This is a genomic window from Rhizobium sp. ERR 1071 (genome assembly GCF_007828675.1).
Lineage (GTDB): Bacteria > Pseudomonadota > Alphaproteobacteria > Rhizobiales > Rhizobiaceae > Rhizobium > Rhizobium dioscoreae.
The window spans coordinates 68,663-90,328 of the sequence record NZ_VITM01000004.1; the positions used below are offsets into that span (position 1 = coordinate 68,663).

19 protein-coding genes are annotated in these 21,666 nt (G+C 60.4%); 16 read left to right on the top strand and 3 right to left on the bottom strand.

Annotated elements, in window-relative coordinates; translation table 11 throughout:
• The first annotated feature begins 9 nt into the window (after nucleotides 1-9).
• From pcaH to FBZ99_RS15190, 12 genes are all read left to right on the top strand, one after another.
• Entirely contained in the window at nucleotides 10-759 is a 750-nt protein-coding gene (gene pcaH / locus FBZ99_RS15135; protein WP_113350644.1) for a protocatechuate 3,4-dioxygenase subunit beta, read from the top strand.
• A complete protein-coding gene (gene pcaG, locus FBZ99_RS15140) occupies nucleotides 759-1,373 on the top strand; it encodes a protocatechuate 3,4-dioxygenase subunit alpha (protein WP_113350643.1) in 615 nt (204 codons plus the stop codon). Before pcaH ends, pcaG begins: the two co-directional genes overlap by 1 nt.
• A 3-nt stretch (nucleotides 1,374-1,376) precedes the next feature.
• A complete protein-coding gene (locus tag FBZ99_RS15145; protein ID WP_113350642.1) occupies nucleotides 1,377-2,429 on the top strand; it encodes a 3-carboxy-cis,cis-muconate cycloisomerase in 1,053 nt (350 codons plus the stop codon).
• A 145-nt stretch (nucleotides 2,430-2,574) separates the two neighbouring features.
• A complete protein-coding gene (locus tag FBZ99_RS15150) occupies nucleotides 2,575-3,747 on the top strand; it encodes an ABC transporter substrate-binding protein (RefSeq protein WP_113350641.1) in 1,173 nt (390 codons plus the stop codon).
• Between the two features lie 90 nt (nucleotides 3,748-3,837).
• Nucleotides 3,838-4,701: a branched-chain amino acid ABC transporter permease gene (locus FBZ99_RS15155; protein WP_113350640.1), complete on the top strand. Its 864-nt coding sequence runs from the start codon at nucleotides 3,838-3,840 to the stop codon at nucleotides 4,699-4,701.
• 1 nt (nucleotide 4,702) lies between these two features.
• Nucleotides 4,703-5,707, top strand: a complete 1,005-nt coding sequence (locus FBZ99_RS15160) for a branched-chain amino acid ABC transporter permease (RefSeq protein ID WP_113350639.1) — start codon at nucleotides 4,703-4,705, stop codon at nucleotides 5,705-5,707.
• Nucleotides 5,704-6,468, top strand: coding sequence for an ABC transporter ATP-binding protein (locus FBZ99_RS15165; protein ID WP_113350638.1), 765 nt, complete (start codon nucleotides 5,704-5,706; stop codon nucleotides 6,466-6,468). Before FBZ99_RS15160 ends, FBZ99_RS15165 begins: the two co-directional genes overlap by 4 nt.
• The gene (locus FBZ99_RS15170; protein WP_113350637.1) at nucleotides 6,449-7,165 is read left to right on the top strand and encodes an ABC transporter ATP-binding protein; all 717 of its coding nucleotides are present in this window, start codon (nucleotides 6,449-6,451) and stop codon (nucleotides 7,163-7,165) included. The genes FBZ99_RS15165 and FBZ99_RS15170 overlap by 20 nt, the downstream gene beginning before the upstream one ends.
• A 238-nt stretch (nucleotides 7,166-7,403) precedes the next feature.
• Complete coding sequence (locus FBZ99_RS15175) at nucleotides 7,404-11,030, top strand: hydantoinase B/oxoprolinase family protein (RefSeq protein WP_113351043.1); 3,627 nt, start codon at nucleotides 7,404-7,406, stop codon at nucleotides 11,028-11,030.
• An 83-nt stretch (nucleotides 11,031-11,113) separates the two neighbouring features.
• Nucleotides 11,114-11,641, top strand: coding sequence for a winged helix DNA-binding protein (locus FBZ99_RS15180; protein ID WP_069610284.1), 528 nt, complete (start codon nucleotides 11,114-11,116; stop codon nucleotides 11,639-11,641).
• Nucleotides 11,642-11,943: 302 nt separating this feature from the next.
• Nucleotides 11,944-12,774, top strand: a complete 831-nt coding sequence (locus FBZ99_RS15185; protein WP_113350636.1) for an MBL fold metallo-hydrolase — start codon at nucleotides 11,944-11,946, stop codon at nucleotides 12,772-12,774.
• A gap of 80 nt (nucleotides 12,775-12,854) precedes the next feature.
• On the top strand, nucleotides 12,855-13,295 hold the full coding sequence (locus tag FBZ99_RS15190; RefSeq protein WP_113350635.1) for a VOC family protein: 441 nt from the start codon (nucleotides 12,855-12,857) through the stop codon (nucleotides 13,293-13,295).
• An 8-nt stretch (nucleotides 13,296-13,303) separates the two neighbouring features.
• Here the strand turns inward: FBZ99_RS15190 and FBZ99_RS15195 are convergent, their stop codons facing one another.
• Nucleotides 13,304-14,050, bottom strand: coding sequence for a polysaccharide deacetylase family protein (locus FBZ99_RS15195; protein WP_113350634.1), 747 nt, complete (start codon nucleotides 14,048-14,050; stop codon nucleotides 13,304-13,306).
• The gene (locus tag FBZ99_RS15200) at nucleotides 14,040-15,137 is read right to left on the bottom strand and encodes a glycosyltransferase family 4 protein (protein ID WP_113350633.1); all 1,098 of its coding nucleotides are present in this window, start codon (nucleotides 15,135-15,137) and stop codon (nucleotides 14,040-14,042) included. Before FBZ99_RS15200 ends, FBZ99_RS15195 begins: the two co-directional genes overlap by 11 nt.
• Before the next feature lie 304 nt (nucleotides 15,138-15,441).
• On the opposite strand from FBZ99_RS15200, the gene FBZ99_RS15205 reads away from it, so the two are divergent.
• Both FBZ99_RS15205 and FBZ99_RS15210 read left to right on the top strand, forming a co-directional pair.
• Nucleotides 15,442-17,166 (top strand): adenylate/guanylate cyclase domain-containing protein, encoded by a 1,725-nt coding sequence (locus tag FBZ99_RS15205; protein ID WP_113395014.1) that lies wholly within the window; start codon nucleotides 15,442-15,444, stop codon nucleotides 17,164-17,166.
• Nucleotides 17,167-17,238: 72 nt separating this feature from the next.
• Nucleotides 17,239-18,117, top strand: a complete 879-nt coding sequence (locus tag FBZ99_RS15210; RefSeq protein WP_113350631.1) for an FkbM family methyltransferase — start codon at nucleotides 17,239-17,241, stop codon at nucleotides 18,115-18,117.
• A 2-nt stretch (nucleotides 18,118-18,119) separates the two neighbouring features.
• On the opposite strand, the gene FBZ99_RS15215 is transcribed toward FBZ99_RS15210, so the two are convergent.
• Entirely contained in the window at nucleotides 18,120-18,599 is a 480-nt protein-coding gene (locus FBZ99_RS15215; RefSeq protein ID WP_113329599.1) for a class I SAM-dependent methyltransferase, read from the bottom strand.
• Between the two features lie 143 nt (nucleotides 18,600-18,742).
• On the opposite strand from FBZ99_RS15215, the gene FBZ99_RS15220 reads away from it, so the two are divergent.
• Both FBZ99_RS15220 and FBZ99_RS15225 read left to right on the top strand, forming a co-directional pair.
• Nucleotides 18,743-19,918: a DUF3095 domain-containing protein gene (locus FBZ99_RS15220; protein WP_113351042.1), complete on the top strand. Its 1,176-nt coding sequence runs from the start codon at nucleotides 18,743-18,745 to the stop codon at nucleotides 19,916-19,918.
• 360 nt (nucleotides 19,919-20,278) lie between these two features.
• A complete protein-coding gene (locus FBZ99_RS15225; RefSeq protein WP_113350630.1) occupies nucleotides 20,279-21,616 on the top strand; it encodes an adenylate/guanylate cyclase domain-containing protein in 1,338 nt (445 codons plus the stop codon).
• Nucleotides 21,617-21,666 lie beyond the last annotated feature (50 nt).

A 21,666-nucleotide genomic window follows, 5' to 3' on the forward strand; every position in this document is an offset into this window, starting at 1 on the left:
GAGGCAGACATGTCCGATAGAAGCAACAGCAAGCCCGAAACGGGCGCCTTTTTCGCGAGAGACCGCGCCTGGCATCCGCCGGCCCTCGCGCCCGGCTATAAGACGTCCGTATTGCGCTCGCCGCAGCGCGCATTGCTGTCGCTTGACGGCACGATCTCGGAGATCACCGGGCCGGTCTTCGGCCATTCCATATTGAACGAGCTCGATAACGACCTGATCCATAATTTTGCCAAGCCGGGCGAGAGCGCTATCGGCGAGCGGATTATTGTCCATGGCCGCGTGCTCGATGAGCGCGGCCGGCCGGTGCCGGGCGTCCTGCTCGAGTTCTGGCAGGCCAATGCCGGCGGCCGTTATCGCCACAAGAAGGAAACCTATCTCGCGGCCATCGATCCGAATTTCGGTGGGTGCGGCCGCGCCATCACCGATGATGAAGGCCGCTATGCCTTCCGCACCATCCGCCCCGGCGCCTATCCCTGGCCGAACGGCGTCAACGACTGGCGCCCTGCGCATATCCACTTCTCCGTCTTCGGCCATGGCTTTGCGCAGCGGCTGATCACGCAGATGTATTTCGAGGGCGATCCAATGATCTGGAAATGTCCGATCGTCGGCACGATCCCCGACAAACAGGCGATCGAGCAGCTGATCGCACCGCTCGACTGGGGCAATACGATCCCGATGGATGCCCGCGCCTATAAATTCGACATCGTGCTGCGTGGTCGCCGGTCGACCTTGTTCGAAAACCGGCTGGAGGGCAATTGATGGTACAGGATCTCGGTTATCTCAAGGAAACGCCGTCGCAGACGGCAGGGCCTTACGTCCATATCGGTCTGACGCCGAACTATAGCGAGATCGGCGGTGTCTACGAAACCGACCTTGGCTCCGTCATGTTGAACGACAAGACGCTCGGCGAGCGTATCACCGTGACGGGCAGGGTTCTCGATGGCGCGGGAGCGCCGGTCAAGGATGCTGTTCTCGAAATCTGGCAGGCCGACAGTGCCGGGCTCTACAACAGCCCCTCGGAGCTGCGCGGCACGGCTGATCCGAATTTTACCGGCTGGGGGCGTTGCCCAACCAGCTCGACCGACGGCGTCTTCCGTTTCGAGACCATCAAGCCGGGCCGTGTTCCCTTCAAGGACGGCCGCAAGATGGCGCCGCACATCACCGTCTGGATCGTGGCACGCGGCATCAATATCGGCCTGCACACGCGCATGTACTTCCCCGAAGAGGCCGCCGCCAACGCCGAGGATCCCTTGCTGCAACGGATCGAACATAAGGATCGTGCGGCAACGCTGATCGCCCACAAGGAAGGTTCCGTCTACACGTTCGATATCTATTTGCAGGGCGACAAAGAGACGGTTTTCCTCGATATATAGGCCATGAGCGTTTCTCCCTTCGACCACCCTTTTCTGTCTGGTCTTCTCGGTGACGAGGAGATGGCGGCATATTTTTCCGCCGAGGCTGATATCCGCGCCATGCTCTCTTTCGAAGCGGCACTTGCCAAGGTCGAGGCGCAGCATGGTTTGATCCCGCAGGAGGTGGCTGGACGGATCGCGGAGGTCTGCACGACTTTCGAGCCTGACCTGCCAAGCCTGAAGACGGCAACGGCGTCCGATGGCGTCGTCGTACCCGATCTTGTTCGGCAGTTGCGCGAGGCGGTCGGTGAGGATGCAGGCAAGCATGTCCATTTCGGCGCCACCAGCCAGGATGTCATCGACACCAGCCTGATGCTACGTCTGAAGGCGGCCGCTTTTGTCCTGATTGGTCGTCTTTTCGCGGTATCGTCCGCGCTTACCAAACTGGATGAGCGTTTCGGTTCGAACCGGCTCATGGGCCGCACCCGGATGCAGGCCGCGATCGCAATCACCGTGTCCGATCGGCTGCGGGCGTGGCAGCATCCGCTCGATCAGTATCGCGATCGGCTGACGCAGGAAAGCTTCCCGCTGCAGTTCGGCGGCGCGGCGGGCACGCTCGAAAAAATCGGCGAGAAGGCAGCCGAAGTAAGGAGCGCGCTGGCGCAGGCGCTTGGGCTTACGGACGAGCCGCAATGGCAGAGCCAAAGGGCGCGCATTGCCGAGCTGGCGGGGTTGCTCTCCATGATCTCGGGCAGCCTTGGCAAGATCGGCCAGGACGTGGCACTTCTGGCGCAGGCGGGCGACGAGATCGAACTCGCCGGCGGCGGCGGCTCCTCCGCCATGCCGCACAAGCAAAATCCGGTCGCGGCTGAAACGCTTGTCACGCTAGCTCGCTTCAATGCCGTCCAGCTTTCCGGCATTCACCAGTCGCTGGTACACGAGCAGGAGCGCTCTGGCGCCGCCTGGACATTGGAATGGCTGCTATTGCCGCCTATGGTGGTGGCAACGGCAGCTTCATTGCGCCACGCGTTGCAACTGGTCGGTTCGATCAAGCGCTTGGGAACGACGGCTGAGTAGGATATTCGTCGCATCCATAACTGAATCGGTATGGAAGCAAGGTTTTATTTCATTTTACATCACCATTTCTCATGAGAAATTGGCGATGATCAGAATTTGAATGATCAAGGGCAGCTCAAAAAGACGGCTGCCGGGAGGAGAGAAAATGAAACGGTTTGTCTTGGCCGCCATTGCGGCCGTTGCTCTTGGCGGTGCTGCCTATGCCGATACTATCAAGGTCGGCGTCATCGGTCCGTTTTCGGGTCCGTTCGCGCTGCAGGGCAAGAATTTCAAGGCTGGCATCGATGCCTATATGGCCGTCAATGGCAAGAAGGTCGGCAATGATGAGGTGGAGGTGATCTATCGCGACGTGCCGCAGGCCGATCCCGCCCAATCGAAGTCGCTCGCCCAGGAGCTCGTCGTCAAGGAGAAGGTCCAGTATCTCGCCGGGTTCTACTTCACGCCGGATGCGATGGCCGTGACGCCGATCCTCAAGCAGGCCAATGTGCCGATGGTGATCTTCAACGCTGCCACTTCGGTAATCGTCACCAAGAGCCCGCTCGTCGTACGCACGTCCTTCACCACTTGGCAGACCTCGACGCCGATCGCCAAGGTTGCCTACGATGCCGGCGTGAAGAAGGTCATCTCCGTCGTCAGCGACTACGGTCCGGGCGTCGATGCCGAAAACGCGTTCAAGGCCGGCTTCGAAAAGCAGGGTGGCGAAGTGGTGCAGGCGATCCGCATGCCGCTCTCGACCAATGACTTCAGCCCGATCATGCAGCGCATCAAGGATTCCGGCGCGCAGGGCGTCTTCGCCTTCCTGCCCTCCGGCCCGACTACGCTCGGCTTCGTCAAGGCCTATAATGAGAATGGCCTGAAGTCCGCCGGCATCAAGCTCTTTGCGCCGGGCGACCTGACACAGGAGTCCGATCTGCCGGCGCTTGGTGATGCCGCGCTCGGCATGCAGACGACCTTCCATTACGCGATTTCGCATGACTCGCCCGAAAACAAGGCTTTTGTCGCAGCCGCCGACAAGGCGATCGGCAATCCGGCCGAGCTGACCTTCCCGGCCGTGGGCGCCTTCGATGGTATGCATGTCATCTACAAGATGATCGAGGCGACCGGCGGCAAGCAGGATGCGCAGAAGGCGGTCGATGCCGTGAAGGGCCTGTCCTGGGTCAGCCCGCGCGGTCCCGTTACTATCGATCCCGAAAGCCGACATATCACGCAGAACATCTATTTGCGCGAGGTCGCCAAGGGCGATGACGGCAAGTACTACAACAAGGAAATCCAGACCTTCGAGAAGCAGGGCGATCCCGGCCTTGCCGCTGCGAAGTAAGTTGCGCCAAAACTTCATGCGCCTGAGTGTAGACATCCTCAGGCGTGTGATGGCAGCGGCCGCGCTACACAAACCGGACCAGCGATATCAATGCAAACCGTGCTCAGCATAGCAGTCGATGCCCTCGCTTACGGCATGGTGCTGTTCGTCATCTCCATCGGCCTTTCCGTCACCATGGGGCTGATGCGCGTCGTCAATCTGGCCCACGGCGCCTTTGCCATGATCGGCGGCTATATCGCTTCCTATGCGGCGCGCGATCTAGGGCTTGGTTATGGCGCCGCCGTATTGCTGGCGGTCGTCGGCACCGTCATCATCTCCATCCCGATCGAACGGTTGCTTTATCGGCGCATCTATGGCGCGCCTGAATTGACGCAGGTGCTGATGACGATCGGCATCACCTTCTGCATCATCGGCATTGCCAATTATGTCTTCGGCCCAACCTTGAAAACCATCCCCTTGCCGGGCAGTCTGCAGGGCTCCGTCGATCTTGGCTTCCGCACCATTGGCACGCATCGCATTTTCGCAATCACCTGCGGTCTCATCGTCGCCTTGGCCTTGTGGTACACGATCGAGAAGACCTCCTTCGGCGTCAAGCTGCGTGCCTCCGTCGATAATGCCGCGATGGCGGCCGCTCTCGGCGTCAGGACGGAAATCGTTTATGCGGTCAGCTTCGCCATTGCCGTCGGGCTGGCCGCCTTCGGTGGCGTGGTGGGTGCGGAGCTTCTGCCGGTCGAGCCCTATTATGCCCTGCGCTACATGGTGACCTTCTTGGTTGTCGTCTCGGTCGGCGGCGCGGGCTCGATCTCCGGTGCGCTGCTCGCCTGCCTCATTCTTGGCTGCATCGATACGACTGGCCGCTACCTCATGCCGGAATATGGGGAATTCTTTTTCTATCTGGCCGTCATTGCCATTGTCTGCGTCTTCCCGCGCGGCTTTGCCGGGAGAATGAAGTAACATGGCGCTGACGCTTGAAAGAGAGGCCGCTTCGATCGTGACCAGACATCGCACACTTGGACAGGATTTTATCGCGGTGGCGGTCATCGTCCTGCTGGCTGCCGCCGGCTACCTGCTGTTTCCGGATAATCTCGCTCTTCTCACCCGACTGATCGCGATCGCGCTTCTCGTCCTATCGCTCGATCTTGTCACCGGCTATTGCGGCGTGGCGACTCTCGGCCATGCGGCGTTGTTCGGCGCGGGTGCCTATGCAGCCGGCATTGCGTCAGCCCATTACGGCATCAACGATCCCTTGCTGATGACGCTTGCCGGCATCGCCGGCGGCGCGGCTGCCGGGTTGATTTGCTCCATTGTCATTTTGAGAGCTCATGGCCTGCCGCAGCTCGTGCTCTCGATTGCGCTGATCTATCTCTTCCACGAATTCGCCAACAAGGCGTCGAGCTGGACAGGCGGCAGCGACGGCCTGTCGGGTATTTCAGCTGATCCGCTGTTCGGTGTTTTCGAATTCGATCTCTATGGGCACACGGCCTACTTCTATGGCGTGGCACTGTTGCTGATCGTGCTCGTGCTTTTGCGCTTTCTCGTGCGTTCGCCCTTCGGCATGCTCTGCCGCGGCATCCGGCAGGATCCCTTGCGCATCCGCGCTATGGGTGCCTCGCCGAAAGTAGCTCTCATCAAGATGTATGTCATTTCCGGTGCTGTTGCCGGCATCGGCGGTGCGCTGAATGCGATCTCTACGCAGGTCGTCGGTCTCGACAGTCTCTCCTTCACACAATCGGCCGAGGCTCTGGTCATGCTCGTGCTCGGTGGCACCGGATCGCTGTTTGGTGCGCTCGTCGGCACGCTGATCTTCATGCTTTTCGAGGATTATGTCTCCGCCGCCAACCCCTTCCATTGGCTGACGATCGTCGGCGGGCTTCTCATCCTCGTTGTTCTCTTCGCGCCCAAGGGTATTTACGGCACGGCGGCTGCCTATGTGGCCCGTCGTAGGGAGGCGCGGGCATGAGCGTGATTTTCGAAGTCAGCAATCTGAAGAAGGCGTTCGGCGGGCTGACGGTGACGAACAATGTCAGCCTGTCGATGGCGCCGGGCGACCGCGTCGCTCTCATTGGCCCGAACGGCGCCGGCAAGACCAGCTTCGTCAATCTCGTGACGGGCAATCTGCAGGCGGATTCCGGTGAAGTCCGCATTGCCGGTCAGAACGTCAACAAGGTCGATGCCATCGGTCGTGTGCGACGCGGGCTGGTGCGCTCGTTCCAGGTGACGCGGCTGTTTCAGGATATGACGCCGGCCGAGCATGTCGGCATGGCGGTGCTGCAGCGGACGGGTCGCTCCGGTCGCATGTTCGGTAACTTCCTCTCCATGCGCGATGTCATGGCCGAAACGGAGGAACTACTCGGAACGCTCGGCCTCAGCGCGCTTGCGCATCGCAAAGTCAGCGAGATTGCCTATGGCCAGCAGCGGCTATTGGAAATTGCCGTTGCCATGGCGCTGAAGCCGAAGGTGCTTTTGCTGGACGAGCCCGCCGCCGGCGTGCCGCAGAGCGACACCGGCCGCATCGAGCAGGCGCTGGCCGATCTGCCTGCCGATCTCGCCGTGCTGATGATCGAGCATGACATGGACCTCGTTTTCCGTTTTGCCAAGCGCGTCGTGGTGCTTGCGGCCGGCACGATCATATTCGACGGATCACCGAAAGACGTGACGCAGGATGCGCGGGTGCGCGAAGCCTATCTGGGGAGCTACGCCAATGCCGGCCACGCCGCTTGAAGTCGAAAATCTGTCGGCCGGTTATGGTCCGACACGGGTGCTGGAAGGCGTCTCCTTTTCCGTGCCGGCAGGCGGACGGCTCGCCGTGCTCGGCCGCAATGGCATGGGCAAGAGCACGCTGCTGGCCACGCTCGCCGGGCAGACCCGGCGCTATGATGGCCGCATCCGGCTCGGCTCGGCCGATATCGCCGGCTTACCGAGCGCACGCCGCGCTCATCAGGGCCTCGGCTATGTGCCGCAGACGCGTGACGTCTTTCCGACGCTGACGGTGGAGGAAAATCTGTCCGTCGGGCTGAAGGGGCGGCCGAAGGCCGCCCTGCAGGAAGCCTATGACATGTTTCCACGCCTGCAGGAGCGCCGCAGAAACCTCGGCGGCCAGCTTTCCGGCGGCGAGCAGCAGATGCTGTCGACGGCCCGCACCATCCTCGGCCGGCCCTCAGTCCTGCTTCTGGACGAGCCGCTGGAGGGGCTTGCCCCCGTCATCTGCGAGGAACTGATGGCGGCCTTTACCAAGCTCGCCAAGGCGGGCGACATGACGATCCTGCTGGTGGAGCAGCGCATCCAGAGCGCATTGGATTTTGCCAGCGATGTCATTATTCTGGAGCGCGGCCGGCTGGCCTGGAAGGGTACACCCGAGGCGCTGGCCGCGGATCATCACGCGGTTGAACGCCTGCTCGGCGTTGGTGGCCTGCACTAGCACCTTTTACAGCGGCCTCGCGCCCTTGCATTTCATGACGGTTCATCGCTCCGGGAACGGTTGCGCCGCCAGCCTATCTGGTCTGGCTGATCGCGACTTTGCCCTCGCTTGCCTCTTGGCCGACTCGACATACTAGTGGTGAAACGCGCCGCTATCGGCGATTTATGTTGACGACAAAACGTTGACGATTTATCGATATATTATCATCGTTGTTGGTGTCGTTCTGCTGGAGGCGGGTTTGTCGGAGAATATTTCGGGTCGTTGGGATTTCTGGATCGACCGCGGCGGCACCTTTACCGACGTTGTCGGGCGCGATCCGTCCGGCGCTCTCCACGCCCGCAAGGTCCTCTCTGAAAATCCGGAGGCTTACCGCGACGCAGCCGTTCACGGCATCCGCCTGCATCTTGGTCTTGGCAAAGGTGAGCCGGTTCCCGAAGGTGCAATCGGCGAGGTCCGCATGGGCACGACGGTCGCCACCAATGCTCTGCTCGAGCGCAAAGGCGAGCGCCTCGCTCTGGTAACGACAAAGGGTTTCCGTGACGCGCTGCGCATCGGCTACCAGGAACGCAAGAAAATCTTCGCGACCGAGATCGTCAAACCGGAAGCGCTCTATGAAGATGTCGTCGAGATCGAAGAGCGCGTGCTTGCCGACGGTACCGTCGAATTGGCTCTGGACGAAAAGGCCGCCGAAATGGCGCTGCGTGACCTTCTCGCCAAAGGTTATCGCTCCGTCGCCATCGTCTTCATGCATGCCTATAAATTTCCGGCGCATGAGGCGGCCGTTGCCCGGATCGCAAGGTCGATCGGCTTCGAGCAGGTCTCGGTCAGCCATGAGGTTTCGCCGCTGATCAAGCTCGTCGGCCGCGGCGATACGGCTGTGATCGACGCTTATCTCTCGCCGGTTCTCGGACGCTATATCCGCCAGGTCTGTGATGAGCTCGATGTCGAGCGGACCGGCGCGCGCGTCATGTTCATGATGTCGTCGGGCGGGCTGACGGCGGCAGACATGTTCCAGGGCAAGGATGCCATTCTCTCAGGCCCCGCCGGTGGCGTTGTCGGCCTTGCGAAGACCGGTGAGCAGGCGGGCTTTGCCAATGTTATCGGCTTCGACATGGGCGGCACCTCCACGGATGTGGCGCACTTCGACGGCGAATATGAACGCGCCTTCGAGACGGAAGTGGCCGGCGTACGCGTCCGTGCGCCGATGATGCTGATCCATACCGTGGCCGCCGGTGGCGGCTCGATCCTGCATTTCGATGGCGATCGCTTCCGCGTCGGCCCGGATTCGGCCGGCGCCTTTCCGGGTCCGGCCTGCTATCGCAATGGCGGTCCGCTGGCCGTCACCGACGCCAATGTCATGGCCGGCAAGCTGCTGCCGGAATTCTTCCCCTCCATTTTCGGACCCAATCAGGACCAGCCGCTCGATGTCGAGACGGTGCGGTCCAAGTTCGCCGCACTCGCAGCCGAAATCGGCGATGGCCGCAGCCCGGAAGACGTCGCCGACGGCTTCATCCGCATCGCCGTTGCCAATATGGTCGAGGCGATCAAGAAAATCTCGGTACAGCGCGGCTATGACGTGACGCGTTATGCGCTCAACTGCTTCGGCGGCGCCGGCGGGCAGCATGCCTGCCTGGTTGCCGACGCGCTCGGCATGAAGAGCATCCTTCTGCATCCGATGTCCGGTCTTCTCTCGGCCTATGGTATGGGCCTTGCCGATATCAGGGCAACGCGCCAGAAAGCGCTCGGCGTTTCGCTTGATGATGCCGCACCCGTCGCCATTGCAGCGCTCGGTAGCGAATTGCGCGGCGAATGCGTGCCCGAGTTGGAAGCCCAGGGCGTCGCAACGGGCGACATCAAGACGGTCCAGCGCGCCCATATCCGCTATGCCGGCACCGATACCTTGTTGGCGGTCGAGACGACTTTCCCCGAAATCGACGATCCCGCGCGGCTGCGCAGCCAGTTCGAAACGCTGCACAAGCGCCGCTTCGGTTTCGTTGCCGAGGACAAGCCTCTGGTCGTGGAAGCCGTCGAGATCGAAACGATCGGCGGTGCTGCTGCCGATATCGCAGTCGAGCTTGAAGCGGCGGCCGAGGGTGAGGCGCAAGCTGCAAGGCGCACCGCCTTCTACTCAAACGGCGAAAGTCACGATGCGGCCGTCGTCCTGCGTGAGGCGATCAAGCCGGGCCAGACTGTCACCGGCCCGGCCATCATCATCGAGCCGAACCAGACGATCGTCATCGAGGATGGCTGGCAGGCGCAGCTGACCACAAAGGATCATATCGTTCTCAAGCGCATCAAGGCGCTGCCCGAGCGCAATGCCATCGGCACCAAGGCCGACCCCGTCATGCTGGAGATCTTCAACAATCTCTTCATGTCGATCGCCGAGCAGATGGGTATGACGCTGCAGAACACCGCCTATTCGGTCAATATCAAGGAGCGGCTGGATTTCTCCTGCGCCGTCTTCGATGCCGAAGGCAATCTGGTCGCCAATGCGCCGCATATGCCGGTTCATCTCGGCTCAATGGATGCCTCCGTTGCGACCGCGATCCGCGAAAATGCCGTCATTCATCCGGGCGATGTCTTCCTGATCAATGCGCCCTATAATGGCGGCACGCATCTGCCTGACCTCACCGTCTGCACCCCTGTCTTCGATGATGCCGGTCAGAAGATCCGCTTCTGGGTTGCCAGCCGCGGCCATCACGCCGATATCGGCGGTATCTCGCCGGGATCGATGTCGCCGCTTGCCACCCATATCGAGGAGGAAGGCGTCTATATCGACAATTTCAAGCTGCTTGATCGGGGCCGGTTCTGCGAGGTGGAGCTTACCAAGCTGCTGACGGGTGCCCGCTATCCTGTGCGCACGCTGGCGCAGAATATCAATGACCTCAAGGCCCAGGTTGCCGCCAATGAAAAGGGCGTCGCCGAGCTGAAGAAGATGATCGCGCTCTTCGGCGAAGATGTCGTCGATGCCTATATGGGCCATGTTCAGGACAACGCGGCGGAAAGCGTGCGGCGTGTCCTCGATCGTCTGTCGGACGGCGAATTCAGCTATGAGATGGATCAGGGCTGCAAGATCGTCGTCAAGATTTCGATCGACAAGGACAAGCGCGAGGCGACGGTCGATTTCACCGGCACATCGGCGCAGCGCCCCGACAATTTCAATGCGCCGCAGCCCGTCACGCGCGCTGCCGTCCTCTATGTCTTCCGCGTTCTCGTCGAGGCGGATATTCCGATGAATGCCGGCTGCCTCCGGCCGATCCGGATCATCATCCCCGAAGGCACGATGCTGACGCCGAAATATCCGGCTGCCGTCGTTGCCGGCAATGTCGAGGTCAGTCAGGCCGTGACCAACTGCCTGTTCGGCGCGGTCGAGGCGCTTGCCGCAGCCCAAGGCACGATGAACAATCTGACCTTCGGCAACGATGCCTATCAATATTACGAGACGATCTGCTCCGGCGCGCCGGCAGGACCGGGCTTCAACGGCGCCGATGCTGTGCATACGCACATGACCAACTCGCGCCTCACCGATCCCGAAATCCTTGAGACGCGGTTCCCCGTCGTGCTGGAGGATTTCCATATTCGTCCGAATTCGGGCGGGCGCGGCAAATGGAACTCCGGCAACGGCACGCAGCGCACGATCCGCACGCGTGAGAAGCTGGAATTCGCGATCCTGTCGGGCCATCGGCGTGTGGCGCCCTTCGGCATCAAGGGCGGCGAAGCCGGACAGACTGGCCGCAATTATGTCCGCCGCAACGATGGCAGGATTGAAGAGCTGATCGGCTCGGCCCATACCGTGCTCGAAGCTGGCGAAGCCTTTACGGTCGTCACTCCCACCGGCGGCGGCTACGGAAAACGGGAGGAATAGCAATGTGATGCCGGGTCGAGCGGCCTTGATCGCTCGGCCCGTCGAATCTGCTGGGCCTTGATCCGGTTCGAAGGAGTTTTCAGGTGACGTCCGAGGAAAAGAGCAAACGACGCGAGTTGATCGTATCATCGGCCCATCTTGCCGGCGGCAGCTCGCCAGCCTTGTCGGAGCTGGAATACGGGTCGATCCTCTTTTCCCATGCCTTCAATCGTTGGCTAGTGCGCTGCATGGCAGCGGCCGGCGTGCCCGGTCTTTCACCGATCGAGATCCTGATCATCCATTCCGTGCGGCATCGCGACCGGCCGAAGACGCTCGCCGATCTCTGCCTCGTCCTCGATATTGAAGACACGCATGTTGCCAATTACGCCATCAAGAAGCTCGAGGCGGCAGGCCTCGTCAAGAGCGGCAAGGCCGGCAAGGAAAAGACCATCCGGGTGACGGATAAGGGCTTGGACGCGCTGAAGCGCTATACCGAAATTCGCGAGCGGCTATTGGTTGAGGCAACGAAAGTATCGGGTCTCTCGCAAGACGATCTCTCCGATATCGCTTCGCATCTAAGGGCATTGTCCGGCTATTACGAACAGGCGGCGCGGTCGGCCGCCACGCTCTAGGATAGACGCGCGCAAGTCTCGGCCAAATCTTCTCAGTCTCTCGCACAGGTTCGCATCTTGTTGTGGTCTAATATAGATTAGCCCATCGGGACCACACGCAAATTCCCCCTCTTATCTATTCTGCCATTTCATACCTATATTAGGCCTGTGCGATCCGTTGGCGACAATCCGCCCAACGATCTGTGTCGGCTGACCGATGAGATCCAGTTTTTACCACTGCACGACTTTTAGAAATTGCTGGCTTCGCACGATAGCAAAAGTGTGCTTTTTTTGACCGAAAGGGGAATGGTGTAAAAACTTCCATGAACAACGATAGTTTTGAGCTGAAATTTTGGGGCGTGCGGGGGAGCATCCCTGTATCGGGACCGGAATTTGAGCGGTACGGCGGTAACACGTCGTGCATTGAGTTACGGCATGACGGCAGGCATATCTTGTTCGACGCAGGGACCGGTTTGCGCGAAGCGGCGGCATCCCTTGCCAAGGAGGAGGTCCGCAACATCGATCTCTTCTTCACCCATTCGCACTATGACCACATCATCGGCCTGCCTTTCTTCAACGCGATATACGATCCGCGCGTTAGCGTCGATCTCTGGTCGGGCCATCTGGCCGGCAAAACGACGACGCGGCAGCTGATCGGCCAATTCATGCGGCCGCCATGGTTCCCCGTCGAACCCGACATCTGTCGGGCGACGATGAATTTCCGCGATTTTGCCGCCGGCGACACGTTGAAGCCGCATCCCGGCATCGTCATTCATACGACGAGGCTGAACCATCCCGGCGGCTGTATCGGCTATCGCATCGAGTGGTCGGGGCGAGTGATCGCCATGGTCTATGATACCGAGCATGTGGCGGGCCGTCTCGACGAGGCGGCGCTTGAGCTGATGGCGGATGCCGATCTTGCCATCTACGATGCGACCTATCTCGAAACGGAGATGCAGAAATATCTCGGTTTTGGCCATTCTACATGGCAGGAGGGCATCAAGCTCGCGAAGAAGGCCGGTGCCAAGCGGCTTGCCATGTTCCATCATGCGCCCGGCCGGACGGACCGGGAACTGGATGACATGCAGCGCGATGCGCAGAAGAGCTTCCCCGAAGCGTTCTTCGCCTTTGACGGGCAATCGCTGCAGCTCTGAGACACCGTTTGGCTAGAAGTGTCCGTTATTACACGGGGTAACAACCCTTTGACTGAAACGGCTTTCGGGAGGTTGAAGAGATGGCCGTCAAGCGAATGGACAATGTCGGAATCGTCGTCGAAAACCTGGCAGGGGCGATTGATTTTTTTCGCGAACTCGGCCTCGAGCTTGAAGGGCAGGCGACGATTGAGGGAGAGTGGGCCGGGCGTATCACCGGCCTAGGCGATCAGCGCGTCGAAATTGCCATGATGCGCACGCCGGACGGCCACAGCCGGCTCGAGCTCTCCCGTTTCCTTGCGCCGGCCGTCGTCGCGGATCATCGCAACGCCCCGGTTAACGCTTTGGGTTATCTCCGCGTCATGTTTGCCGTGGACGACATCGACGACACCCTTGAAAGGCTTCGCGCGCGTGGCACGCAGCTCGTCGGCGAAGTCGTCCAGTATGGCGACGCGTATCGCCTCTGCTATATCCGCGGACCTGAAGGACTTCTCATCGGGCTCGCCCAGGAACTCGGCGCGTAGCTGAACGACTAATGTACGAAGTCGCCGACCGGCCGCCATTCGATGGCGGCATGGTCGGCCGTCTCCTCAAACAGCGCCTCCACGAAATTCCAGGCGAGATCGTCATGGGCGAGATGGTGCGTCATCACCCCGATCGGTTCGTCATGGCCGTCGAAACGGATCCGGAGTTCTTCCACGAGACGTCCGATTACTTCGGCATGCGGTAAACCACCACGTACGCCGTGCCATCTCATGATGTCGATATGGGTGTTGATCAAGCCGATGGGGGCCTGTTTTGCCAGTCCGAAAACGGAGACGGCGCGATAGCCGAAGGGGGCGAGATGTGGCAACAGCGCATCATCGATCCGGTTCCACGGCGGGACCAACAGCGGCACGAACTGTTGTGGGTAAAGGGTCTTCAGCTTATCGAAGCCGCGGTGCAGCTCGTCGAGCACGATCGACTGCGGCCGATGCAGACCGAGCTCCTGCTTTTTGGTTTCGTCAGGAGCATAGTTTTGATGCGTCCAGCCGTGCACCGTGGCGGTGATGTGGCTTTCCCGCGTCAGACGTTCGGCGAGTGCCTCGCCCGTCGGTCCCGGAATGATCGCCAGAGCCATCGGCATGTCGAAACGATTGGCAAGCGACAGAAGCCGGTCGAGGGCAGGGGTCGGCTCGATGGCGTCGTCGTCGCGGAACCAGAATTTCACCTTCCGTCCCGCCTCGCTCCATCGCCGCAGTTCGTCACGCACGGGCTGCCAATCGGCTCTATCGCTCATAATAGGTGTCTCCCAAATGGTTTCGAAGAATGGTTTCCAACCGCCGCGCTGCGGCGGTCAGCGAGCGCTCCTGATGCACGAAGTCATAGGCTGCGTCTGCCATGGTCTGCCGCAGGTTCTGATCGTTCAAAAGTCGAGCGATGGCACTGGCATAGGCCTCGATATCGCCCTCTGGTGTTAGAAGTCCGGTCTTGTCCGCCATCACCACCTCCGGCACGCCGGCCGTTGCCTGCGCGACGACGGGCAGGCCCGCCGCCTGCGCCTCCAGATAGGCGAGGCCATAGGCTTCGTTGCAGCCGGGCCAGACATAAAGACCGGCGGCCGCCAGTTCTTGCGCGATCTCTGGGGTGGAACGCTCTCCGCGCCAGATGATGCGGCTTTCGCCGAATGTGGAAAACAACGACCTTGCCTCGGCCCGCATCGGCCCGTCGCCAATGATGGTCAGGATCCAATCCTGATCGCGGATAAGATCGAGCGCACCCGCCAGCATGGCGTAGCTGTCAAACTTGTCGCCCTTCCGTAGCATTGCCACTGTAATCAGCCGTCGCGGATCGGAGGACGAGCGGGCGAAGGGTGCGGTATCGATGAAGGGCAGGAAGCGCTCGTAGCGGGCATCGGGGATCGCATCGAGCAAACCAAGCCGGTCCCGCTCGGTAAAGCACAGATTGACGGCGGCAAGCCTTACCGCATCGGCGATAAGGCGCTGGTTCTCGCTCCAGCCGGTCTCGTCATGACGGCGAGAGTAGGAGGCCTCGGCCGTCACATAGGGAATGCCCAGCGTCCTGGCGACGCGTGGACCGATGAGATCGGGTGTCTTGTAGTAGGGATGATAGGTGAACCACAGATCGGGTGCCGCCTTGTCCCGCCATTGCTCCCGCAGTCGGCCCATCTCGCTCTCCGCCTGCCGGGCGATCTCCGCGCGTGAGTCGGCTTCCGGGGTAAGCGTGAAGCTGCGCAGTTCGGACGCGACTTCGACCTCATGCCCGGCCATCTTCAATGCTGCGATGATCTGGCGCGCCATCAGCCGGTCGCCGGATGGGACCGGATGGGCAGGCGACTTCAAGGGAGCATAAAAGGCAATCTTCATGATGTCGTCGCACAGTTGACGATTAAGTGATGGCAGGAACCCGAATCGTGAGAGGATTGCCCGAATTCCGACCGGTTGCGTGACAATAAGGTCCCTGCTTCAAAAAGCCGCATCCTCGACAGTATGCGGTGTTGCGGCTACTGCATAATTCCTTAAATCGGAATCGATTTGAGGATAAAATTATGCAGCAGGTTAAAAGTGCTTCAGCGATTTTTGCGCGTCATATATGACGCGCGCCGCTGTAGATAAATAGGCGATAGCCGTTTTCGGATCTGTTGTGAACGGGCAATATACATTGGGTTTGATGACCATCGAGGCAAGAAAGCCAATCATAACCGATCGCCTCGTGCGAAAGCTCCGTCTCGGCTCCGGTCTGATCGTTTTTGCTTTCGTCATCATGCATCTGGCCAACCATTCCCTCGGTCTGATCTCGCTCGGCATGGCCGAACGTGCGCAGCATTGGTTCATGGCGGTTTGGCGCAATCCGGTCGGAACCGTGCTGCTCTATGGGGCACTGATCCTGCATATCCTGCTCGTGTTGCGAATGCTCTACAAGCGCAGGACGCTTGTCATGCCCGCGGGCGAGGCTTTTCAGATCGTTACCGGTCTATTGGTCCCCCTCCTGCTGATCGACCATATCGTTGCGACGCGCATCGTTCATGAGGTCTATGGCTATCACGATACCTACAAGGCGATCGTGCGCAGCCTGTGGGTGACGTCGCCATTCAACGGTGTGCGCCAGTCGCTCGTCCTTCTGATCGTTTGGCTTCATGGGTGTATCGGCGTTCATTTCTGGCTGCGCTACCGCCCCTGGTACATGGTGATCGCGCCCGTCATGCTGTCGCTCGCCATTGTTCTGCCGATCCTCGCTTTGCTCGGCTTTGCCGCAATGGGCAAGACGGTGGCACATGAGGTCGCCCAGGAGGATGAGCGCGGCTATCCCGGCGGCTATTACAGCGACGTTCGAAGCTTTGGCGAGTCAGGCTCGGCGCCTGGCAGTAAAATGGCGGAAGACTTGTTGCCGTACCGCGCCGGATTCTATGGCGCCTTCAGCCTGTCGATCGCCGCCCTTTTCGCCTTCCGGGCACAGCGCAGGCTAAAAGAGCGGCAATATCAGGTCGCCATTCGTTACGCGGGCGGGGAAGTCGTGCACGCGCCGCGCGGCTTCAGCGTGCTCGAGGCAAGCCGTCTCGGCGGTATCCCGCATTATTCGGTCTGCGGCGGCAAGGGGCAATGTTCCACCTGCCGCGTGCAAATCATCGAGGGAGCGGAAAACCTGCCGCCGCCCGAGCCGTTGGAGCAGAAGACCCTGAACCGTATCGGCGCCACGCCGGATGTCAGGCTTGCCTGTCAACTGCGTCCGACCGGAAACGTCAGCGTTGTGCCGCTGCTGACGCCGATGGCCGAGGCGACGATTCCGGTCTACACGCAAACGGCAAGTCCCGGCCGCGAGCGCGAGATCGTCGTCTTCTTCTGCGATCTGCGCCATTTCACGTCGTTGACGGAATCGCGGCTGCCTTTCGACATCGTCTTCCTGCTCAACCGCTATTTCGCGATCGTCGGCCGTATCATCGAAGAAAATGGTGGCCGGATGGACAAGTTCATCGGCGATGGCGCCATGGCGCTCTTCGGCCTTCGCACGACCCCGAAGGAGGCCAATCGCCAGGCATTGAAGGCCGCCGCGGCGATCATCCGCGAGATCGACAAGCTCAGTGCGGAGCTCGCTGATGAACTGGCTGCCCCACTCGAAATCGCCATCGGCATCCATACCGGCCTCGCTGTGGTGGGCTCGATGGGGTATGGCACCGTCAAGAACGTGACGGCAATCGGCGATACGGTCAACGTCGCCAGCCGCCTTGAGAGCGTCGCCAAGGAGTTCAATACCGCGCTCGTCTTTTCAGAACCGGTGGCGCAGCTTTCGGAAGCAGATATTGCCGGCACAGAAAGCCGGGAGATTGCCGTCAGAGGCCGGGGTGAGCCCTTGCGGGTCTACATCGTTTCGAAAGAGGCGAGCGCCCACTTTGCCTGATTTTCAGAGCGTAGCGGCATCGTCGACCTTGTCCGTTTGCAATGCAATGGCGCCGGTGTAGAGATGGCGCTCATGTTCGATCGTAGGATTCTCACAAAAAAATACTGGAGACGGGCTTTTCGCCGCAAGCGGGATGCGATCGCCACGCGCTTCTTCGACACCAGGCTGGGCCGGGATATCCTCGTCAGTGCGATTGGGCCTCGCGTCAAGATGATGACGGTCGATTGCGGGGATCACGTCCTCAGTTTCTCGCCGGCCGACTATATCGGCCGCAAGGTTTTTCGCAAAGGGCATTTCGAGCGCGACCATGTCGACCGCTTGCTGAGCGTATTGCGCGAGCGCGGCTTACTACGCAAGGGCTCGGCGCTGCTGGAACTCGGCGGCAATATCGGCACGCAGACCTGCTATTTTGCCTTGAGCGGCGCCTATGATCGTATCGTCAGCGTTGAGCCGGATCCGCGCAATTTTCGCCTGCTGGAGGCCAATATCGCCGACAATGGCCTGCAGAATATGGTGACGGCGGTCAATTGCGCCGCCGGCGATCGCGAGGGGCAGCTCGATTTCTATCTCAACCACAAGAATCATGGCAAGAGCAGCGCATTGCGGCAGAGCGCGACCGACGAGAAGATCTCGGTGCCTGTCCAGCCGGTCGGCGATATTCTCCTGCAGGCGGGCGTCGATTCCGCCGATATCGGGCTGATCTGGATGGACATCGAGGGCTATGAGCCGGTTGCCTGTCGTTCGATGGGTGCGCTGATGGCCTGCAAAGTGCCGCTTTATATGGAATTCACCCCGGCCTTCTACGGCAAGGATCAGACCAAAGACTTCATCGCCGATCTCGCCGGACACTATAGCGAATGTCTTGCGTTCTTCGAAGACGGCGAGCAGGTCATGAAGGTGGTCGAACTGCCGGTCGAAGGCGAACAGTTCGACGTTCTGTTTCTGCACTGAGCCTATTTGCGCCGATAGATGAAATAGCGGCCGTCCTTGACGGTCGAGGGCAGGGGCAGCGCCTCGAGATCTGGATGATCGAGAGGAAGGCCGCTGACCGCAAGCCCGCCCGGTGCCAGCACCCCAGCCATGATCTCGGGCAGCCAGGTCAATGTTATTGCATCCTTGTCTTCGTAGCCGGTGCCGATATCGGCATGGGCGAGCGAGGCATTGGCGCCGATGAAGGTTTTCGCCGTGTCCCTGATTTCGCCGAGCACAAGATCGTCGGCCGATGGCATCGAAGGACCGTAGGCATTGACCGTCCGGTCGAAGGCAATGATGCGGCGATCGGGAAAAAGTTCGCGCAGGTGATCGAAGGTGCGGCCATTGCCAAGACCGAGCTCCAGCACGGGGCCGGCAAGCGTTCTCACCTCGTTGGCAACGGTATTTAAGATATCGCGCTGCGCGCTGAGGCGGCGAATGAAACTATCGAGGCGGCTCATCGTATTTGAAGTATCCTTGGCGTCTTGTGCCTCTCCCGCAGTGGGCGTAGCACGGCGGGTATTGCGGCGTCGACCACCCGCTAGATTTTCGGCGCATTTGCTGTAGGGATAGATTGTCGCGGCGCTCAATGAAGGGGGACATCATGGCCGAGCCATCCAATGATGATTTCTTCCATAAGCTTGCGGGTTTCACGCGTTTCGAAGGCGTGACGGACAGCGCCAATTACCAGCCCCTACCGGATGACTGGCTGATTGCGATCGCCGATATCGTCAGCTCCACGAAGGCGATTGCCGCCGGACATTACAAATCGGTCAATATGGCAGGCGCCAGCGTGATTTCCGCCGTACTCAACGCTTTGGACCGAGGCGACTATCCCTTCGCCTTCGGCGGGGATGGTGCATTGGTCGCCGTCCCGCCTTCCGGCGCGGAGCAGGCGCGACAGGCGCTTGTGGCGGTACGAGGCTGGGTGATGGAGGAGCTGCAACTCGATCTGCGCACGGCTTTGGTGCCGATGAGCGCCATTCGCGGGGAAGGGTTCGACGTGCAGGTCGCGCGGTTCAACCCGAGCGACCATGTTTCCTACGCCATGTTTTCCGGCGGCGGCACGAGCTGGGCGGAACGACAAATGAAGGCAGGACGCTTCATCGTCGAAGACCAGCCGGAGAAGGAGGAGCCAGATCTCACGGGCCTTTCCTGTCGTTGGAACCCGATCAAGGCGCAAAATGGCGAGATCGTCTCCATCATCGCCATTCCCGGCGAGGGTGGAAACGGTCCGCAATTTCAGCAATTGGTCGCCGATATCATCGCGATCTCTGCAGAGCAGAGCCGCGACGGCCACCCTGTCCCGGTCGAAGGTCCGACGCCGGCATTGAGTTTCGGTGGCGCCGATATCGAAGCGCGGGCTTTGGCCACCCCGGCCAATCGCTGGTGGCGAAAGCTTGCAATTGACGCGCAGGTCATTCTGTTGTGGGTTCTCTCTAAGTTCGGAGCGAGGGCTGGAAGCTTTGATGTCAAGATCTACCGGCGTGATCTCGCAGCGAATTCCGATTTCCGCAAGTTCGACGACGGTCTGAAAATGACGATCGATGTCGACGCCATGCATCTTGAGCGTATCGAGGCGCGCTTGCGTCAGGCCGAGGCGGAGGGTGTCTGCCGTTTTGGTCTGCATCGCCAGGATAGCGCGTTGATGACCTGTTTCGTGCCTACCCCGCTGATGCGCGACCACATGCATTTCATCGACGGGGCGAGCGGGGGTTATGCGATGGCGGCCATGGCGCTGCGGGAAAAGAGGCCGCCCGAGCTTGCCGCGAGCGAATGATCTTCGATTGCCACGCGCAGCTGGCCATGGGTTTCAGTCGTGATTTTTATCGACCCATTTCGGTTTAGCCCATTGTTTCAGCTGAATATGCGCCTTATCTGAAAGAGAACAAAACGAGAGTCGCCGATTGCGACGGCTGTCGTTGTGCTGCATTTCTGGTGCGGGGGCGTGAGAGATGCAGTCGATTTTCTGGTGTCCGCGCGATCCAGGGGTAGCAAGGGAACGCGCTGGTGCCGTTGAATGATTGTTTCATCCAGCCTTGAACAATAGGCCGGAAATTCCGGAAGTGGACGTCGGCGAAAGAGCCGGTGCTCCATGGCCGGCGAGACATCGGGCATTGCAAGATAGGCCGCGGGGACAATGACTATCCATTCGAGTGTTTCTGATCTTCTTCTCGATAAAGTAGCGGAATGGCTGACACAGGCGGCGCTCACGGGCGAGAACCTGGAGACCATCATTCGCGGCTTCTGCGAACGCATGGCTGCGACGGGGATGCCGCTCAAGCGCGTGCATTTGACCTTTTCCATGCTTCATCCGCTCTATGATGCGCTCGGCTTTACCTGGCGGCGTGCCGGCGGTCTGATGATCGAGGGCTATCGGCATGGGAACGAGAAACCGGAACGCTTCGTGCAGAGCCCCTACTACTATCTCTTGTCCAACAATCTTCAGCACCTGCGTCGCCGGATCGATGTCGACGGTGCGGTCGAATTTCCGATTTTCGAGGATCTGCGCAAGGAGAAGGTCACCGACTATATGGCCTTCGTGCAGACTTTCGGCGCGGGCTCGGTGCAGGGGATGATGGGTTCCTGGTCGACCGACAGCATCGGCGGTTTCAGCGAAGAGATGATCGGCGCGCTGATGCGCATGCAGAACCATCTGGCCATGGCCGCCAAGATGGCGGTCCTCGGCAAGCTCGCCAACAATATGCTGACCACCTATCTCGGCGGCGATGCCGGAAAGCGCGTGCTGAACGGCCAGATTCGCCGCGGAGACGGCGAGACAATCCGCGCAGCCCTCGTCATGGGCGACATGCGGCAATCCACAGTTTATGCCGAAAAGGAAGGGCGCCAGGCCTATATCGATACGCTCAATGAGTTCTTCGACGCGATCGCGGCGCCGTTCAATCGCAATGGCGGCGAAATCCTGAGCTTCCTTGGCGACGGATTTCTCGCCGTCTACCCATGCGGGCGGCACAAGGACCCGTCAAAGGTGGCTTGCGAAGCCGCACTTTCGGCTGTTTTCGAGGCGCAACGCCGTGTCAAGGCACTCAACAGCGATCGCCAGTCGCGCAATTTGAGCGAAGTTCGCTATGGGATCGGCCTGCATGTCGGCAACGTCATGTTCGGCAATGTCGGCTTGAGGGACCGGTTGACGTTTTCCGCATTCGGCGCGGCGGTCAATGAGGTCGAGCGCCTACAGTCGCTGACCAAGAAATATGGGACCGAAGTCGTCGCGAGCCAGGCATTTTCCAGCTACACCGATTGCGAATGGGGAAAACTTGGAGAGGAGAAGCTGCGCGGTGTGCGTCAGCGCTTCACCGTCGTCTCCCCGAAAGCGGCGACGCCATCCAATGGCGCGCTCGAGACCTTTCAGGAGACGGCACCAGACAGCCTCTCCGAGGCCGAACAGGTCATTCTCTTGCATAGGGACGCCAAGAAGTTCGAGAGCCGTCTTCAAGTCGAAAACCTGACTCCGTGACTGCGCATGCCTCGCGCTTCAGCATAAGCCGATATATCACTGGAAAGGCG

What these genes read in the sequence shown, in the direction of transcription:
- pcaH (WP_113350644.1), top strand. Translation starts at nt 10, where the DNA reads ATGTCCGATAGAAGCAACAGCAAGCCCGAAACGGGCGCCTTTTTCGCG.
- pcaG (WP_113350643.1), top strand. Translation starts at nt 759, where the DNA reads ATGGTACAGGATCTCGGTTATCTCAAGGAAACGCCGTCGCAGACGGCA.
- FBZ99_RS15145 (WP_113350642.1), top strand. Translation starts at nt 1,377, where the DNA reads ATGAGCGTTTCTCCCTTCGACCACCCTTTTCTGTCTGGTCTTCTCGGT.
- FBZ99_RS15150 (WP_113350641.1), top strand. Translation starts at nt 2,575, where the DNA reads ATGAAACGGTTTGTCTTGGCCGCCATTGCGGCCGTTGCTCTTGGCGGT.
- FBZ99_RS15155 (WP_113350640.1), top strand. Translation starts at nt 3,838, where the DNA reads ATGCAAACCGTGCTCAGCATAGCAGTCGATGCCCTCGCTTACGGCATG.
- FBZ99_RS15160 (WP_113350639.1), top strand. Translation starts at nt 4,703, where the DNA reads ATGGCGCTGACGCTTGAAAGAGAGGCCGCTTCGATCGTGACCAGACAT.
- FBZ99_RS15165 (WP_113350638.1), top strand. Translation starts at nt 5,704, where the DNA reads ATGAGCGTGATTTTCGAAGTCAGCAATCTGAAGAAGGCGTTCGGCGGG.
- FBZ99_RS15170 (WP_113350637.1), top strand. Translation starts at nt 6,449, where the DNA reads ATGCCGGCCACGCCGCTTGAAGTCGAAAATCTGTCGGCCGGTTATGGT.
- FBZ99_RS15185 (WP_113350636.1), top strand. Translation starts at nt 11,944, where the DNA reads ATGAACAACGATAGTTTTGAGCTGAAATTTTGGGGCGTGCGGGGGAGC.
- FBZ99_RS15190 (WP_113350635.1), top strand. Translation starts at nt 12,855, where the DNA reads ATGGCCGTCAAGCGAATGGACAATGTCGGAATCGTCGTCGAAAACCTG.
- FBZ99_RS15195 (WP_113350634.1), bottom strand. Translation starts at nt 14,050, where the DNA reads ATGAGCGATAGAGCCGATTGGCAGCCCGTGCGTGACGAACTGCGGCGA.
- FBZ99_RS15200 (WP_113350633.1), bottom strand. Translation starts at nt 15,137, where the DNA reads ATGAAGATTGCCTTTTATGCTCCCTTGAAGTCGCCTGCCCATCCGGTC.
- FBZ99_RS15205 (WP_113395014.1), top strand. Translation starts at nt 15,442, where the DNA reads ATGACCATCGAGGCAAGAAAGCCAATCATAACCGATCGCCTCGTGCGA.
- FBZ99_RS15210 (WP_113350631.1), top strand. Translation starts at nt 17,239, where the DNA reads ATGTTCGATCGTAGGATTCTCACAAAAAAATACTGGAGACGGGCTTTT.
- FBZ99_RS15215 (WP_113329599.1), bottom strand. Translation starts at nt 18,599, where the DNA reads ATGAGCCGCCTCGATAGTTTCATTCGCCGCCTCAGCGCGCAGCGCGAT.
- FBZ99_RS15220 (WP_113351042.1), top strand. Translation starts at nt 18,743, where the DNA reads ATGGCCGAGCCATCCAATGATGATTTCTTCCATAAGCTTGCGGGTTTC.
- FBZ99_RS15225 (WP_113350630.1), top strand. Translation starts at nt 20,279, where the DNA reads ATGACTATCCATTCGAGTGTTTCTGATCTTCTTCTCGATAAAGTAGCG.